The organism is Streptomyces sp. NPDC048496, assembly GCF_043200055.1.
Taxonomy (GTDB): Bacteria; Actinomycetota; Actinomycetes; order Streptomycetales; family Streptomycetaceae; genus Streptomyces.
In genome coordinates, this window is record NZ_JBICXB010000004.1 from 1 (window position 1) to 15,962 (window position 15,962).

Below are 15,962 nucleotides of genomic sequence, written 5' to 3' on the forward strand. Positions count from 1 at the left end.
GGAGACCCCATCCGAGGACCTTCCAGCGCCTTGGAATCGCACGCACCAGACCGCGTCCGCTTTCCGATCGAAGGTCACCCGACAGGCTCTCAGCCCTTGCCGGTGCCGGTCAGCCCTTGTCGGCCAGCATTCCCTGGACCCTGGTCCGGATCTCGTCCGTGGCCAGGCCCCGGATCGTCAGCGTCGTGCGGCGCCGCAGCACGTCGTCGGCGGTCTCCGCCCACTCGTGGTCACGCGCGTAGGCGACCTGTGCCCAGATCTCCGGCGCGTCCGGGTGGATGCGCTCGGCCAGCGCCGGGTTCTCGTTCGCCAGCCGCGCGATGTCGAAGGAGAGCGAGCCGTAGTGCGTGGCGAGGTGCCGGGCGGTGTCGGCGGACATCCGCGGTCCGGGCGTTCCGCCGTCGATCAGCAGCCGGTGCGCGACCGCGTTCGGGTTGGCGATACCGGGCAGCGGGAGCTTCTTCGGCAGATGCGCCATGGGCTCCATGTCATCGGCCAGCGGGTGCCCGGGGAGCGACGCCAGCTTGTTCATCACCGTACGGCCGATGTGGCGGAAGGTCGTCCACTTGCCGCCCGCGACCGAGAGCATCCCGCCGCGGCCCTCCGTCACGACCGTCTCGCGCTTGGCCTTGGAGGTGTCGCCGGGACCGCCCGGCAGCACCCGCAGACCCGCGAAGGAGTACGTGATCAGATCGCGGGACAGCTGCTGGTCCTTGATCGAGAACGCCGCCTCGTCGAGGATCTGCGCGGTGTCCTTCTCGTTGACCGCGACGTCCCCCGGATCGCCCTCGTACTCCTCGTCCGTCGTGCCGAGCAGCAGCATGTCCTCCCACGGCAGGGCGAACGTGATGCGGTACTTGTCGATCGGGGTGGCCAGCGCGGCCTTCCAGGGGCGGGTGCGCTTCAGTACGAGGTGCGCGCCCTTGGACAGGCGTATCGAAGGCGCCGCGTTCGGGTCCTCCATCTTCCGCAGGTGGTCGACCCACGGGCCGGTGGCGTTCAGCACCAGCCGGGCGGTGACGCCGAACTCCGTGCCGTCCGTACGGTCCTGGAGGTCGGCGCCCGTCACCCGGCCCTTGGTGAACCGCAGCCCGGTGACCGCGGCATGGTTGAGCACGACCGCACCCGCGTCGACGGCCGCGCGGACCGTCATCAGCGCCATCCGGGCGTCGTTCATCTGGTCGTCGCCGTAGACCGCGACGGCCTTCAGATTGTCCGTGCGCAGCTCCGGCACATCGCGCTGCGCCTTCGCCGGGCTGATCACATGGCCGACGCCATCACCGAACGCGGACAGCGCCGAGTACGCGAACACACCCGCGCCGAGCTTGGCCGCGCCGTGCGGGCCGCCCTTGTAGACCGGCAGGTAGAAGGTGAGCGGATTGGCCAGGTGCGGAGCCACCTGGCGGGACACCGCACGGCGCTCGAAGTGGTTCTCCGCGACCAGCTTCACCGCGCCGGTCTGCAGGTAGCGCAGACCGCCGTGGAGCAGCTTGGAGGAGGCGGAGGAGGTGGCGCCGGCGAAGTCGCCGGCGTCCACCAGAGCCACCCGCAGCCCGGACTGCGCGGCGTGCCAGGCGGTGGAGATGCCCAGGATTCCGCCACCGATCACCAGGAGGTCGTACGTCGCCTTGGAGAGCTGCTCCCGAGTCTCGGCGCGGCTCGGAAGGGAGCCGGAGGCCGGGTGCGTCCCGAGTGCCGGGACGCTCTGCAGGGTGGTCATGTCGATTACTCCTCGGCGGTGTTGTCGTCGAGCCAGCCCATGGAACGTTCCACGGCCTTGAGCCAGCTCTTGTACTCGCGTGCGCGGGTGTCCGCGTCCATGCGGGGGGTCCACTCGGCGGCCCGGCGCCAGTTGGCGCGCAGTGCGTCGGTGTCCGGCCAGAAGCCGACGGCGAGACCGGCGGCGTAGGCGGCGCCGAGGCAGGTCGTCTCGGCGACCATGGGCCGCACCACGGGCGCGTCCAGGAAGTCGGCGAGCGTCTGCATCAGCAAGTTGTTGGAGGTCATACCGCCGTCGACCTTGAGGGCGGCCAGCTCGACGCCGGAGTCCTTGGTCATGGCGTCGGTGATCTCGCGGGTCTGCCAGGCGGTGGCCTCGAGGACGGCACGGGCGATGTGCGCCTTGGTGACGTACCTGGTGAGTCCGGCGATGACACCGCGGGCGTCGGAGCGCCAGTACGGGGCGAAGAGACCGGAGAAGGCGGGCACGAAGTACGCGCCGCCGTTGTCCTCGACCGACGAGGCCAGCGTCTCGATCTCGGCGGCGGACTTGATCAGACCCATCTGGTCGCGCATCCACTGCACGAGCGAACCGGTGACGGCGATGGAGCCTTCCAGGGCGTAGACCGGCTTCTGGTCGCCGATCCGGTAGCCGACGGTCGTCAGCAGCCCGTTGTACGAGTTGACGGGCGTCTCACCGGTGTTCATCAGCATGAAGGTGCCGGTGCCGTACGTGGACTTGGCCTCGCCCTCGGAGAAACAGGTCTGGCCGAAGAGGGCCGCCTGCTGGTCGCCGAGCGCGGACGCGACCGGGACGCCGGCCAGGATGCCGTCCTTGGCGATGCCGTACACCTCGGCGGAGGACCGGATCTCCGGCAGCACGGCGGCGGGGATCTCCATCGACTGGAGGATCCGCTGGTCCCACGTCAACTCGTGCAGGCTCATCAGGAGGGTGCGCGAGGCGTTGGTGACGTCGGTGACGTGCACGCCGCCGTCGGCGCCGCCGGTCAGGTTCCAGATGACCCAGGAGTCCATGGTGCCGAAGAGGATGTCGCCGCGCTCGGCGCGCTCGCGCAGTCCCTCGACGTTGTCGAGCAGCCAGCGGACCTTGGGTCCGGAGAAGTACGAGGCGAGCGGCAGTCCGGTCTGGCGGCGGAACCGGTCCTGGCCGACATTGCGGCCGAGTTCCTTGCAGAGCGCGTCGGTGCGGGTGTCCTGCCAGACGATCGCGTTGTGGACGGGCTCACCGGTGTTCTTGTCCCAGAGCACGGTGGTCTCGCGCTGGTTGGTGATGCCGATCGCCTTGACGTCGGCGGCGCTGATGCCCGCCTTGACGATGGCGCCGGCGACGACCTCCTGGACGTTCTCCCAGATCTCGGTCGCGTTGTGCTCGACCCAGCCGGGCTTCGGGAAGATCTGCTCGTGCTCCTTCTGGTCGACGGAGACGATCCGGCCGTCCTTGTCGAAGACGATGCAGCGGCTGGAGGTGGTGCCCTGGTCGATGGCCGCGATGAACGGGCCGGTGGTGTGTGCGTCGGTCACGGTGTGCTCCTGGAGGTCTGTGAGATCTGGGGGTTACGGCTCTGAGCTCTACGGCTCACGCGAAGGCGACGTTGTAGAGCCCGCCCGCGATCGCACCGCCGATGAGGGGGCCGACGACCGGGACCCAGGCGTAGCCCCAGTCGGAACCGCCCTTGTTCGGCAGCGGCAGCAGCGCGTGCACGATACGCGGCCCGAGGTCGCGAACCGGGTTGATTGCGTAACCGGTCGGGCCGCCGAGCGAGAGACCGATGGCGACGACGACCAGGGAGGTGATCAGCGCGCCGAGCGTGCCGAGGCCGTCACCGTTGTTGTTCAGACCCTGCGTGAGGATCGCCAGGACCAGCACGGCGGTGGCGATGACTTCGGTGATCACGTTCTGGACGGCGTTCCGGATCTCCGGGCCCGTCGAGAAGATGCCCAGCACCGGGCCGGCCTTGGGGGCGGCGGCCTGGTCGACCATGCCCTCTTCACTCGGCTGGCTGTACAGGGTCGCCGGGTCGGTCAGATGGGCCCGGAACTGCCCGTAGTACGTCAGCCAGACCAGTACCGCGCCGATCATCGCGCCGAGCAGCTGGGAGCCGATGTACAGCGGTACGTCGCTCCACGGGGTGGCGCCCTTGATCGCCAGGCCGATGGTGACCGCGGGGTTGAGGTGCGCCCCCGACACACCGCCGGCCAGATACGCGGCGGTCAGCACCGCGAAACCCCATCCGAAGGTGATGGCGAGCCAGCCGGCGTTCTGCGCCTTGGAGTGCTTGAGAGTGACGGCGGCACAGACACCGCCGCCGAGCAGGATGAGTACGGCGGTACCGATGGTCTCGCCGATGAAGATGTCGGAGCTGGACACCCGTGACTCCTTTGTCCTTCGTCCAGGGAAGCCGAACCCCGGGTCGCTCCGGTGGTCCGTGCCCTCAGATGAGGGCTTGACCGGCTCTTGGCACTGTCACACCCTAACGTGTATTGCCGTTAAGTGTTCGACAATGCCGACCGATGAACGGCAGTGTTTCCCCCTGGTGAATGAAGCGTCAAGAGTTCCTGGCCCCTTGATCCGATCGTTACCGATGATCCGCCGGTACGGTCAGAAGCGCCCGGCGCCGAGATCCCGGGAAACCGCCCGGGCGCAGGCCCGTACTGCCGCGACCAGCTCCGGACGGAGCTCGCCCCCGGAGCAGACGCGTTCCACTGCTCCGGTCACCGCAACCGCGCCGACCGGCATCCGGCGCCGGTCGTGGATCGGTGCGGCCACCGCGGCCACCCCCTCCCACGTCTCCTCCACGTCGTCCGCCCAGCCGCGCGCCCGGGTCAGCGAGAGCACCGACTCGAACTCCTCCAGGTCGGTGACGGTGCGCGGGGTGAAGGTCTGCCGCTCGCCCTCTATGGCCTCGGTGTGCGCCACCGGGTCGTACGCCGCGAGCACCTTGCCCAGCGCGGTGGAGTGCAGCGGCTGCATGGCCCCGACCTCCAGGACCTGCCTGCTGTCGTCGGGGCGGAAGACGTGGTGCACGATCAGGACGCCCTGCTGGTGCAGGACCCCCAGGTGGGCACTCTCGCCGCTGGAGCGGGCCAGGTCGTCCGTCCAGACCAGGGCGCGCGCCCGCAGCTCGTGGACGTCCAGATAACTGTTGCCCAGGCGCAGCAGCTCGGCGCCCAGCTGATAGCGCCCCGAAGCCGTGTCCTGCTCCACGAAGCCCTCGTGCTGCAGGGTGCGCAGAATGCCGTGCGCGGTGCCCTTGGCCAGGCCCAGGGAGGAGGCGATGTCGGACAGCCCCAGCCGTCGTTCGCCGCCCGCCAGCAGACGTAGCATCGCCGCCGCCCGTTCGAGCGACTGGATGTTCTTGGCCATGGCGCCGTACTCCTCCACTATGGTTCGACAATGCTGAACACTATCGGCCGATGCCGACCAATGCTCGATCGTGAGGCGATCCTGTTCTGCCGCGCCGCCCCGGACATCCCCCCGCACAGCATGCCGTCCGTTCCGTGGGACACAGTGACGGTCGAAGGCGGCGCCCGGCTACCCTGACGGGGTGCGGCCTCCACCGAAGCCGCAAAGCCGACAGCCGTCGCATCCCTGGGAGTACATCCATGGCCCCGTCGCCGACCCCTTCCGCCGACAGCCGGAACCGAGCCGAAGCCCTCCGCGAGGCACTCGCCACCCGCGTGGTGGTGGCCGACGGTGCCATGGGCACCATGCTCCAGGCGCAGGACCCCACCCTTGAAGACTTCCAGCACCTCGAGGGCTGCAACGAGATCCTCAACGTCACCCGCCCGGACATCGTGCGCTCGGTGCACGAGGAGTACTTCGCGGTCGGGGTGGACTGTGTCGAGACGAACACCTTCGGTGCCAACGCCTCCGCCCTGGGCGAGTACGACATTCCCGGGCGCATCCATGAACTGTCCGAGTCCGGCGCGCGCATCGCCCGCGAGGTGGCCGACGAGTTCACTGCCTCCACCGGGCAGCAGCGCTGGGTGCTCGGCTCCATCGGCCCCGGCACCAAGCTGCCGACGCTGGGCCACGCGCCGTACACCGTGCTCCGCGACGGTTTCCAGCAGAACGCCGAAGGACTGATCGCCGGCGGCGCGGACGCGCTCATCATCGAGACGACGCAGGACCTCCTCCAGACCAAGGCCGCGGTACTGGGTGCGCGGCGGGCGCTGGAGGCGATGGGCAGCGATCTCCCGCTGCTGTGCTCGCTGGCGTTCGAGACGACCGGCACCATGCTGCTCGGCTCGGAGATCGGCGCCGCGCTGACCGCGCTCGAACCGCTCGGCGTCGACATGATCGGCCTGAACTGCTCGACCGGCCCGGCGGAGATGAGCGAGCACCTGCGCTACCTCACGCGCCACTCCCGCATCCCGTTGCTCTGCATGCCCAACGCCGGACTGCCGGTGCTCACCAAAGACGGCGCGCACTTCCCGCTCGGTCCCGAAGGACTGGCCGACGCGCAGGAGACGTTCGTCCAGGAGTACGGCCTCTCGCTGGTCGGCGGCTGCTGCGGTACGACTCCGGAGCACCTGCGCCAGGTCGTCGAACGCGTCCGCGGCGCCGCCCTCACTGCCCGCGACCCGCGCCCCGAACCCGGCGCCGCCTCGCTGTACCAGACCGTCCCGTTCCGCCAGGACACCTCGTACCTCGCCATCGGCGAGCGTACGAACGCCAACGGATCCAAGAAGTTCCGCGAGGCGATGCTGGACGCCCGCTGGGACGACTGCGTGGAGATGGCGCGCGACCAGATCCGGGAGGGCGCGCACATGCTCGACCTCTGCGTCGACTACGTCGGCCGGGACGGTGTCGCGGACATGGAGGAACTGGCCGGACGCTTCGCCACCGCCTCCACGCTCCCGATCGTGCTCGACTCCACCGAACTGCCGGTCCTGCGGGCCGGTCTGGAGAAGCTCGGCGGCCGGGCGGTTCTCAATTCCGTCAACTACGAGGACGGCGACGGACCCGAGTCGCGCTTCGCCAAGGTCACGCGACTGGCCGCCGAGCACGGCGCCGCGCTGATCGCTCTCACGATCGATGAGGACGGCCAGGCCCGCACCGTCGAGCACAAGGTCGCCGTCGCCGAGCGGCTGATCGAGGACCTGACCGGCAACTGGGGCATCCATGAGTCGGACATCCTCATCGACACACTGACCTTCACCATCTGCACCGGGCAGGAGGAGTCCCGCAAGGACGGCGTCGCCACCATCGGCGCCATCCGCGAACTGAAGCGGCGCCATCCCGAGGTCCAGACCACACTCGGGCTGTCGAACATCTCCTTCGGCCTCAACCCGGCCGCCAGGGTCGTCCTGAACTCCGTCTTCCTCGACGAGTGCGTCAAGGCCGGTCTCGACTCCGCCATCGTGCACGCCTCGAAGATCCTGCCGATCGCGCGCCTGGAGGAGGAGCAGGTCAAGGTCGCACTCGACCTCATCTACGACCGCCGCGCCGAAGGCTACGACCCGCTGCAGCGGCTCATGGAGCTCTTCGAGGGCGTCAACATGAAGTCGATGAAGGCCGGCAAGGCCGAGGAGCTTCTCGCGCTGCCGCTCGACGAGCGCCTCCAGCGCCGCATCATCGACGGGGAGAAGAACGGCCTGGAGACCGACCTCGACGAGGCACTGCAGGCCCGTCCGGCTCTCGACATCGTCAACGACACGCTGCTCGAGGGCATGAAGGTCGTCGGCGAGCTGTTCGGCTCCGGTCAGATGCAGCTGCCGTTCGTGCTCCAGTCCGCCGAGGTCATGAAGTCCGCCGTGGCCTACCTGGAACCGCACATGGAGAAGTCCGACGCGGAGGGCAAGGGCACGATCGTGCTGGCCACCGTCCGCGGCGACGTCCATGACATCGGCAAGAACCTCGTCGACATCATCCTGTCCAACAACGGCTTCAACGTCGTCAACATCGGCATCAAGCAGCCGGTCTCCGCGATCCTCGAAGCCGCGGAGGAGCACCGCGCCGATGTCATCGGGATGTCCGGTCTCCTGGTGAAGTCCACCGTGATCATGAAGGAGAACCTGGAGGAGCTGAACCAGCGCAAGCTGGCCGCCGAATATCCGGTGATCCTCGGCGGCGCGGCTCTCACCAGGGCCTATGTCGAGCAGGACCTCCACGAGATCTACGAGGGCGAGGTCCGCTACGCCCGCGACGCGTTCGAGGGCCTGCGCCTGATGGACGCCCTGGTCGCGGTCAAGCGCGGCGTCCCCGGCGCCGCCCTCCCCGAGCTCAAGCAGCGCCGCGTCCCCAAGCGGGAGACCGCCGTGCTGGAGGTCGAGGAGCCCGAGGACGGCGTACGGTCCGATGTCGCCACTGACAACCGGGTCCCCGAACCGCCGTTCTGGGGCACCCGTGTCGTCAAGGGCATCCAGCTCAAGGAGTACGCCTCCTGGCTCGACGAGGGTGCGCTCTTCAAGGGCCAGTGGGGCCTCAAGCAGGCCCGCGCCGGTGACGGACCGACGTACGAGGAGCTCGTGGAGACCGAGGGCCGCCCGCACCTGCGCGGCTGGCTCGACAAGCTGCACACGGAGAACCTGCTGGAAGCCGCCGTGGTCTACGGCTATTTCCCGTGCGTCTCCAAGGGCGACGACCTGATCCTGCTGCACGAGGACGGTTCCGAGCGCACCCGCTTCACCTTCCCGCGCCAGCGCCGCGGCCGCCGCCTCTGCCTCGCGGACTTCTTCCGCCCGGAGGAGACCGGTGAGACGGACGTGATCGGCCTCCAGGTCGTCACCGTCGGCTCGAAGATCGGCGGCGAGACCGCCAAGCTCTTCGAGGCCAATTCCTACCGCGACTACCTGGAGCTGCACGGTCTCTCCGTCCAGCTCGCCGAGGCCCTCGCCGAGTACTGGCACGCCCGGGTCCGTTCCGAGCTCGGCTTCGGCGGCGAGGACCCGGCCGCAGTCGAGGACATGTTCGCGCTGAAGTACCGCGGCGCACGCTTCTCCCTCGGCTACGGGGCCTGCCCCGACCTGGAGGACCGGGCGAAGATCGCCGACCTGCTGCAGCCCGAGCGGATCGGTGTCCACCTCTCCGAGGAGTTCCAGCTCCACCCGGAGCAGTCCACGGACGCGATCGTCATCCACCACCCGGAGGCGAAGTACTTCAACGCGCGGTAAGGAAATGTCCGACGCGCCGTAGCGGGACGAGTCGTACACTGGTCGGTCCAGTGCAGGCCGGCCGCCCTTTCCCTGGAAAAGGGCGGCCGGCCTTCTCGTCCCTCATGGAAGGTGTGCCGCATGACCAGTACGGTCTCCGCGTCCTTGATCCGTACGGCTGAAGGCGCCGCCCTGCAGGCCGTCTTCCTCGACATGGACGGCACCCTGGTCGATACCGAGGGTTTCTGGTGGGAGGCCGAGGTGGCGGTCTTCGCCGACCTCGGGCACCGGCTGGACGAGACGTGGAAGGACGTGGTCGTCGGCGGGCCGATGACCCGCAGCGCCGGGTATCTCATCGAGGCCACCGGTGCGGACATCACCCTCCCGGAACTCACCGTGCTGCTCAACGACCGCTTCGAGGAGCGCATCGACCGCGGTGTGCCGCTGATGCCGGGCGCCGCACGGCTGCTCGCCGAACTGGTGGCGCACGAGGTCCCGACCGCCCTGGTCTCCGCCTCGCACCGGCGCATCATCGACCGGGTGCTGGACTCGCTCGGCCACCACCACTTCTCGCTCACCGTCGCAGGTGACGAGGTCTCCCGGACGAAGCCGCACCCGGAGCCCTACCTCACCGCCGCCTCCGGCTTCGGGGCGGCCCCCGAGCGCTGCGCGGTCATCGAGGACACCGCGACCGGTGTCGCCGCGGCAGAGGCCGCCGGCTGCTGGGTCGTCGCCGTACCGTCCGTCGCACCGATCGCACCCGCATCGGGCCGGGTCGTGGTGGGGTCCCTCGAAGAAGTCGATCTCGCATTTCTCCGCGGCCTGGTCACGGGAACGCATTGATCCGCGTACCGAGAGTACTTCTGTGAATGAACAGAAGAGCTCTCGGTATGGCCGTGTGCGCGTTCCGTCACGCATGCGCAGGGAAAAGTCGGGTGCATGCCGAGGCTGGGAATGGCCCAGGGGTGAGCTTTGTCACCTCGAAGACTCATGGTCTTCCTCAAGACCGCCCGAGATGTTCGTTTTGATCCGCCCCACTGTCCCGATTCGTGGAGTCCTGTAGGGAACCTTCCCCGCCCGGGAAATCGGCTCGGCGGCAATTCCCCTCACCGTTCGATGACGCATGGGGCGCCAACCGGTCAGGGATTACCGGCGGCGCCCACTAATGTCGTTTTCTCAACGGCCGGATGAGGGAGAACGTCCAAGATGAACCGCAAGACTCTGGTGCTGCCGGCCGTCGTCGGCCTGCTCGCCCCCGTACTCGCCGCCTGCGGCGCGACGGACGGCGGGAGCGGTGGCAACGCCCCCATCGTTGTCGGCACCACGGACCAGTTCGTCGCCACCGAGGACAATCCCGCGCCGCTCGACCCCGCCATCGGCTACGAAGCAGGCGTCTGGAACGTCCTGCGGCAGACCGTACAGACGCTGACCCACGTCCCGCGCGGCGGCGGCGAACCCGTCCCCGAGGCCGCCGAGAGCTGTACGTTCACCGACCGGCAGAACGAGAGCTACCGCTGCAGACTGCGCAGCGGTCTCACCTTCGCGAGCGGCAAGCCCGTCACCGCCGAGGACGTCAAGTACTCCATCAACCGGGTCATCGGCATCGACTCCGACATCGGACCCGTCGGCCTGCTCGCCAACATCGACACGATCGAGACCCGCGACGACAACGAAGTCATCTTCCACCTGAAGACTCCGGACGCGACCTTCCCCTACAAGCTCGCCACCCCGGCCGCCGGCATCGTGCCGAAGAGCAAGTACCCGGCGAAGTCCCCGCGTGAAGGCTTCCAGGTCGACGGCTCGGGCCCCTACACGATGAAGCCGGAAGTCAGGAACAACCAGGTCGACAAGGTCGTCTTCACCAGGAACCCGAAGTACAAGGGCGATCTGAAGGTCCTCAACGACAAGGTCGAACTCGACCTCTTCCCCGACGCCACGGCGATGGGCAAGGCATTCGACGACAAGAAGATCGACATGATGACCCGCACCATGTCGCCCGGCCAGACCAAGCAGATGCTGGAGAAGCCGAAGGACGGCATCAAACTCACTGAGATACCCGGCCTCGCCATCAGCTACCTGGGCTTCGACACCACCGACCCCGTGGTGAAGAACAAGGCCGTCCGCCAGGCCATCGCCCAGGTCATCGACCGCGGCCAGATCGCCGGCCAGGTCTACGGCACCACCGCCGAGCCGCTCTACTCGCTGATTCCGTCCAGCATCACCGGGCACACCACCTCGTTCTACAACAAGTACGGCGAGCCCAGCACCGGCAAGGCCGCCGCCCTCCTGCGGGACGCCGGCGTCGAGACCCCGGTGAAGTTCACCCTGCACTACACGACCGACCACTACGGTCCGGCCACCGCCGACGAGTTCAAGACGCTGAAGAAGCAGCTGAATGCCACCGGGCTGTTCGACGTCACCACCCAGGGCACCCCCTGGGCGAAGTACCGCGCCGCACAGAAGCGCGGCGACTACGCCGTCTACGGCATGGGCTGGTTCCCGGACTTCCCGGACCCGGACAACTACACGGCGCCGTTCCTCGACAAGGACAACTTCCTCAACTCGCCGTACACGTCCAAGGCCGCCCAGAACACCCTGATCCCGCAGTCCCGCCGCGTCGCCGACCGCGCCGCCGCCTCCAAGACCTTCCAGAAGCTCCAGGACATCGTCGCCACCGATGTCCCGGTGCTCCCGATCTGGCAGGGCAAGGAGTACCTTGCCTCCCGCGACGGCCTCGCCGGCGTCGAGTGGTCGGTCAATTCCTCCGCCGACCTCCAGCTCTGGGAACTCGGCCGCAACTTCGGCTGAACCACGACGCCGCCCCGGCGCCCGGCCCCGGCCGCACCCGGCCGGATCACTGGGCGCCGGGGCGCACCAGTCCGCTCTCGTACGCGTACACCGCGGCCTGCACCCGGTCGCGCAGCCCCAGCTTCGTCAGCACATGGCCCACATGCGTCTTGACCGTCGTCTCGCTGACGAACAGATCGGCGGCGATCTCCGCATTCGACAGACCGCGCGCCACCAGCTTCAGCACCTCCACCTCACGCTCCGTCAGCGTGTGCAGGGTGTCCGGCACGGGATCCTCGCCCGACGGCAGATGATCCGCGTACTTGTCCAGCAGCCTGCGCGTGATGCTCGGGGCCAGCATCGCCTCGCCTGCCGCGACCACCCGGATCGCCTGCACCAGCTCATTGGCCGGAGCGTCCTTCAGCAGGAAGCCGCTGGCACCGGCGCGCAACGCCTCCACCACGTACTCGTCGAGATCGAACGTGGTCAGCACCAGCACCTTCGCCGGGCCGTCCCGGCCCGGCCCGGTGATCTGACGCGTCGCCTCGACCCCGTCCATCCGCGGCATACGGATGTCCATCAGCACCACATCGGGCTGCAGTGCCCGCACCTGATCGAGAGCCTGGAGACCGTCACCGGCCTCGCCCACCACCGCCAGATCCCCCTCCGCCTCAAGAATCATCCGGAAGCCCGTGCGCAGCAGCGGCTGGTCGTCGACCAGTAGGACGCGGATTGCCACCAGATCTCCTCAAGCTCCTTCAACGGCCGCCGGCCGGGCGGCCTCGGCCTGGACCGGGTCCATTCTGCCCTGCACACCCTGGACCGGAACGGCCGGGCGGACCGGCAGCGGATAGACCGGGGGAGTCCCGCCGAATTCCGGACAGACCGCCTGGTGGTCGCACCAGCCGCACAGCTTCGTCGGCCGCGGCCGCCACTCGCCCGTCTCCGTGGCCAGCCGGATCGCGTCCCACAGCGCCAACAGCTTCCGCTCCACCCGCTCCAGATCCGCCACGACCGGGTCGTACGTCACGACGTCGCCGCTGCCCAGATAGACCAGCTGCAGCCGGCGCGGCACCACACCCTTCAGCCGCCAGATCACCAGGGCGTAGAACTTCATCTGGAACAACGCGCCCTCCGAGTACTCCGGTCGCGGCGCCTTTCCCGTCTTGTAGTCGACGATCCGGACCTCGCCCGTCGGAGCCACATCGATCCGGTCGATCACCCCGCGCAGCCGCAGCCCCGACTCCAGCTCCGTCTCGACGAACATCTCCCGCTCGGCCGGCTCCAGGCGCGTCGGATCCTCCAGCGAGAACCACCGCTCCACCAGGCTCTCCGCCTCCGACAGCCAGCGCGCCAGCCGCTCGCCCTCCGCATCCTCCGCGAACAGCTCCGACAGCTCCGGCTTCGACTCCAGCAGCCGGTCCCACTGGCCGGGAACCATCGCCGTCGCCCGGCCGGCCGTACGCTCCGCCGCCGGTGCGTCGAAGAGCCGCTCCAGCACCGCATGCACCAGCGTGCCCCGGGTAGCCGCCTCACTGGGCTTCTCCGGCAGCCTGTCGATCACCCGGAACCGGTACAGCAGAGGACACTGCATGAAATCGCTCGCCCGCGACGGCGACAGGGACGAAGGCGGCTGCGGCGGCCGGGGCACGGAAGTCATGACGAAGACCCTACGGCCCGCCACTGACACTCGCGGCCTCCCCGCGATAGGGCGGGAGGCCATAGGCGGCATACCATCGACGACAGACCCTCGCACACTGCATGATCGTGCCGAAAGGCACCGACCGAAGGGACCCCGTGGACGAGAGCGGCGACAGCGGGCAGCCGCAGCCCGGCGCCGGCGGAACGGACCCCGCCGCGCCCGAGAACGGCAAACCGCAGCGCCCCCGGGAGCCGGGCGGCGGGCTCCTGATGGGCCGCCCCTTCGGCGTGCCGGTATACGTCGCGCCCAGCTGGTTCCTTGTCGCGGCGCTCATCACCTGGGTCTTCGGCGGCCAGCTCGAGCGCGTCCTGCCGGAACTCGGCGCGGTCCGCTATCTGGTCTCCCTCTTCTTCGCGATCGCCTTCTACGCCTCCGTGCTCGTCCACGAACTCGCGCACACGGTCGCCGCACTCCGCTACAAGCTCCCCGTGCGCCGCATCCAGCTGCAGTTCTTCGGCGGCGTCTCCGAGATCGAGAAGGAGTCCGAGACTCCCGGCCGCGAATTCGTACTCGCCTTCGTCGGTCCCCTGCTCTCCCTGGTACTCGCCGGCGTCTTCTATGTCGCCATGAAGTTCGTCGAACCCGGCACCGTCCCCGGCGTCCTGCTCGCCGGACTGATGATCTCCAACCTCATCGTCGCCGCCTTCAACCTGCTGCCCGGCCTCCCGCTCGACGGCGGCCGCATGCTCCGCGCCGTCGTCTGGAAGATCACCGGCCGTGCCATGAGCGGCACCGTCGCAGCCGCCTGGGTCGGGCGCGCTCTCGCCGTCGCCGTCCTCATCGGCCTCCCGCTCCTCACCCGCACCGGCGGGCTGGGGAACAACCCCGACGACGTCAGCGGCATGGACACCGTCACCAACGCCCTGCTCGCCGCGATCCTCGCCGCCATCATCTGGACCGGAGCGGGCAACAGCCTCCGCGTGGCCCGCCTGCGCGAACACCTCCCCGACCTGCGCGCCCGCACCCTCACCCGCCGCGCCGTCCCCGTGGAAGCCGCCACCCCCCTCTCCGAAGCGCTCCGCCGCGCCAACGAGGCAGGTGCCCGCGCCCTCGTCGTCGTCGACGGACACGGCGACCCCAAGGCCGTCGTCCGCGAGACCGCCATCGTCTCCGTCCCCGAACACCGCCGCCCCTGGGTCGCCGTCAGCACCCTCGCCCAGGATCTGACCGCCGGAATGATGATCTCCGCCGAACTCACCGGCGAACAACTCCTCGACACCCTGAAGGCCAGCCCCGCCACCGAATACCTGGTTCTCGAAGAGACCGGCGAGATCTACGGAGTCCTCTCCACCGCCGACGTCGAACGCGCCTTCGTCGCCGCCATGGCCCGCCCCGCCGCCTGACGGCAACGCCGAAGGGGCCCCTCCCTGCTCGAGCGAAGCCGAGAGCTTGGGGGAGGAGTCGCAGGGCGTCGGGGGAGCCCACTCCCTGTCGCGGGGGAGGCCGTCAGGGCCCTCCGGCGCGCGGTCGGAGCCCCTGGAAACACCGGTACGCTGGTCACATGTCTGAACCGACCGGTGCCGCCCGCCGACGCGGGCCCTTCAAGGTCGGGGACCAGGTCCAGCTCACCGACCCCAAGGGACGCCACTACACCTTCACGCTCGAAGCCGGAAAGAACTTCCACACCCACAAGGGTTCTTTCCCGCACGACGAGCTGATCGGTGCTCCCGAGGGCAGTGTGGTCCGAACCACGGGAAACGTCGCCTACCTCGCGCTGCGTCCCCTGCTCCCCGACTACGTCCTGTCCATGCCCCGCGGCGCCGCCGTGGTCTACCCCAAGGACGCGGGGCAGATCCTGGCGTTCGCCGACATCTTCCCCGGCGCCCGCGTCGTGGAAGCCGGCGTCGGCTCCGGCTCGCTCTCCACGTTTCTGCTCCGCGCCATCGGCGACCAGGGCATGCTGCACTCTTACGAGCGCCGCGAGGACTTCGCGGAGATCGCCCAGCAGAACGTCGAGCGCTACTTCGGCGAGCCGCACCCCGCGTGGCAGCTCACCGTCGGCGACCTCCAGGACAACCTCTCCGACACCGATGTCGACCGGGTCATCCTCGACATGCTCGCCCCCTGGGAATGCCTGGAGGCCGTCTCCAAGGCGCTCGTCCCCGGCGGCATCCTCTGCGCCTACGTCGCGACCACCACCCAGCTCGCCCGGACCGTCGAGTCCATCCGCGAGATCGGCTGCTTCGCCGAGCCGCAGCCCTGGGAATCGATGATCCGCAACTGGCACGTCGAGGGTCTCGCGGTCCGCCCGGACCACCGCATGATCGGCCACACCGGCTTCCTCGTCACCGCGCGCCGCCTGGCCGACGGTGTGGAGGCCCCGCTGCGCCGCCGCCGGCCCGCCAAGGGCGCGTACGGCGAGGACTACGACGGTCCCGGCAGCCAGAGCGGCTCCTCCTCCCGCGGCTGACCCCGCACAACGCACCGGCGCCGCCGCGGAGTTCCCGGACCGACCCGGGAACTCCGCGGCGGCGCCCACTCGTTGCCCGTGCGGAAGCCGCCGGCACGGGGCTGCGCACCGAGTCCGATTCCGTACCGACCCCACCGTTCCACCGCCCTGTGAGGTGTGGCACGATGCTGGCCACCCCCACACCACGGCTGACGCCCCGCCTTCCCGGCATCGCCGCACCACAGGAAC

11 protein-coding genes are annotated in these 15,962 nt (G+C 69.1%); 5 read left to right on the forward strand and 6 right to left on the reverse strand.

What is annotated here, in order from left to right; genetic code table 11:
• Positions 1-109 precede the first annotated feature (109 nt).
• From ACGFSA_RS06010 to ACGFSA_RS06025, 4 genes are all read right to left on the reverse strand, one after another.
• Entirely contained in the window at positions 110-1,720 is a 1,611-nt protein-coding gene (locus ACGFSA_RS06010; RefSeq protein ID WP_393300310.1) for an FAD-dependent oxidoreductase, read from the reverse strand.
• 5 nt (positions 1,721-1,725) lie between these two features.
• On the reverse strand, positions 1,726-3,261 hold the full coding sequence (gene glpK / locus ACGFSA_RS06015) for a glycerol kinase GlpK (protein ID WP_393300313.1): 1,536 nt from the start codon (positions 3,259-3,261) through the stop codon (positions 1,726-1,728).
• Between the two features lie 55 nt (positions 3,262-3,316).
• The gene (locus ACGFSA_RS06020; protein ID WP_393300316.1) at positions 3,317-4,108 is read right to left on the reverse strand and encodes an MIP/aquaporin family protein; all 792 of its coding nucleotides are present in this window, start codon (positions 4,106-4,108) and stop codon (positions 3,317-3,319) included.
• 231 nt (positions 4,109-4,339) lie between these two features.
• A complete protein-coding gene (locus tag ACGFSA_RS06025; protein ID WP_393300319.1) occupies positions 4,340-5,104 on the reverse strand; it encodes an IclR family transcriptional regulator in 765 nt (254 codons plus the stop codon).
• 239 nt (positions 5,105-5,343) lie between these two features.
• Between ACGFSA_RS06025 and metH the strand changes: the two genes are divergently transcribed.
• From metH to ACGFSA_RS06040, 3 genes are all read left to right on the forward strand, one after another.
• Entirely contained in the window at positions 5,344-8,856 is a 3,513-nt protein-coding gene (gene metH / locus ACGFSA_RS06030) for a methionine synthase (protein ID WP_393300322.1), read from the forward strand.
• A gap of 120 nt (positions 8,857-8,976) precedes the next feature.
• Positions 8,977-9,678, forward strand: coding sequence for an HAD family hydrolase (locus tag ACGFSA_RS06035; protein WP_393300325.1), 702 nt, complete (start codon positions 8,977-8,979; stop codon positions 9,676-9,678).
• A gap of 363 nt (positions 9,679-10,041) precedes the next feature.
• Positions 10,042-11,643 carry an ABC transporter substrate-binding protein gene (locus ACGFSA_RS06040; protein ID WP_393300328.1) on the forward strand — a complete coding sequence of 534 codons (1,602 nt, stop codon included), beginning with the start codon at positions 10,042-10,044 and terminating at the stop codon, positions 11,641-11,643.
• A gap of 46 nt (positions 11,644-11,689) precedes the next feature.
• Here ACGFSA_RS06040 and ACGFSA_RS06045 read toward each other — a convergent pair whose 3' ends face one another.
• Both ACGFSA_RS06045 and ACGFSA_RS06050 read right to left on the reverse strand, forming a co-directional pair.
• Complete coding sequence (locus ACGFSA_RS06045) at positions 11,690-12,361, reverse strand: response regulator transcription factor (protein WP_266987616.1); 672 nt, start codon at positions 12,359-12,361, stop codon at positions 11,690-11,692.
• Between the two features lie 9 nt (positions 12,362-12,370).
• Positions 12,371-13,216, reverse strand: a complete 846-nt coding sequence (locus tag ACGFSA_RS06050; RefSeq protein WP_393300898.1) for a RecB family exonuclease — start codon at positions 13,214-13,216, stop codon at positions 12,371-12,373.
• Between the two features lie 203 nt (positions 13,217-13,419).
• Here ACGFSA_RS06050 and ACGFSA_RS06055 point away from each other — a divergent pair, with 203 nt between their 5' ends.
• Both ACGFSA_RS06055 and ACGFSA_RS06060 read left to right on the forward strand, forming a co-directional pair.
• Positions 13,420-14,667 (forward strand): site-2 protease family protein, encoded by a 1,248-nt coding sequence (locus ACGFSA_RS06055; protein WP_393300901.1) that lies wholly within the window; start codon positions 13,420-13,422, stop codon positions 14,665-14,667.
• A 158-nt stretch (positions 14,668-14,825) separates the two neighbouring features.
• Complete coding sequence (locus ACGFSA_RS06060; RefSeq protein WP_037700492.1) at positions 14,826-15,734, forward strand: tRNA (adenine-N1)-methyltransferase; 909 nt, start codon at positions 14,826-14,828, stop codon at positions 15,732-15,734.
• Positions 15,735-15,962: the final 228 nt, after the last annotated feature.

Coding starts and splice junctions, on each gene's coding strand:
- ACGFSA_RS06050 (WP_393300898.1), bottom strand. CDS start 13,216: ATGCAGTGTCCTCTGCTGTACCGGTTCCGGGTGATCGACAGGCTGCCG.
- ACGFSA_RS06060 (WP_037700492.1), top strand. CDS start 14,826: ATGTCTGAACCGACCGGTGCCGCCCGCCGACGCGGGCCCTTCAAGGTC.
- ACGFSA_RS06035 (WP_393300325.1), top strand. CDS start 8,977: ATGACCAGTACGGTCTCCGCGTCCTTGATCCGTACGGCTGAAGGCGCC.
- ACGFSA_RS06040 (WP_393300328.1), top strand. CDS start 10,042: ATGAACCGCAAGACTCTGGTGCTGCCGGCCGTCGTCGGCCTGCTCGCC.
- metH (WP_393300322.1), top strand. CDS start 5,344: ATGGCCCCGTCGCCGACCCCTTCCGCCGACAGCCGGAACCGAGCCGAA.
- ACGFSA_RS06025 (WP_393300319.1), bottom strand. CDS start 5,104: ATGGCCAAGAACATCCAGTCGCTCGAACGGGCGGCGGCGATGCTACGT.
- ACGFSA_RS06010 (WP_393300310.1), bottom strand. CDS start 1,720: ATGACCACCCTGCAGAGCGTCCCGGCACTCGGGACGCACCCGGCCTCC.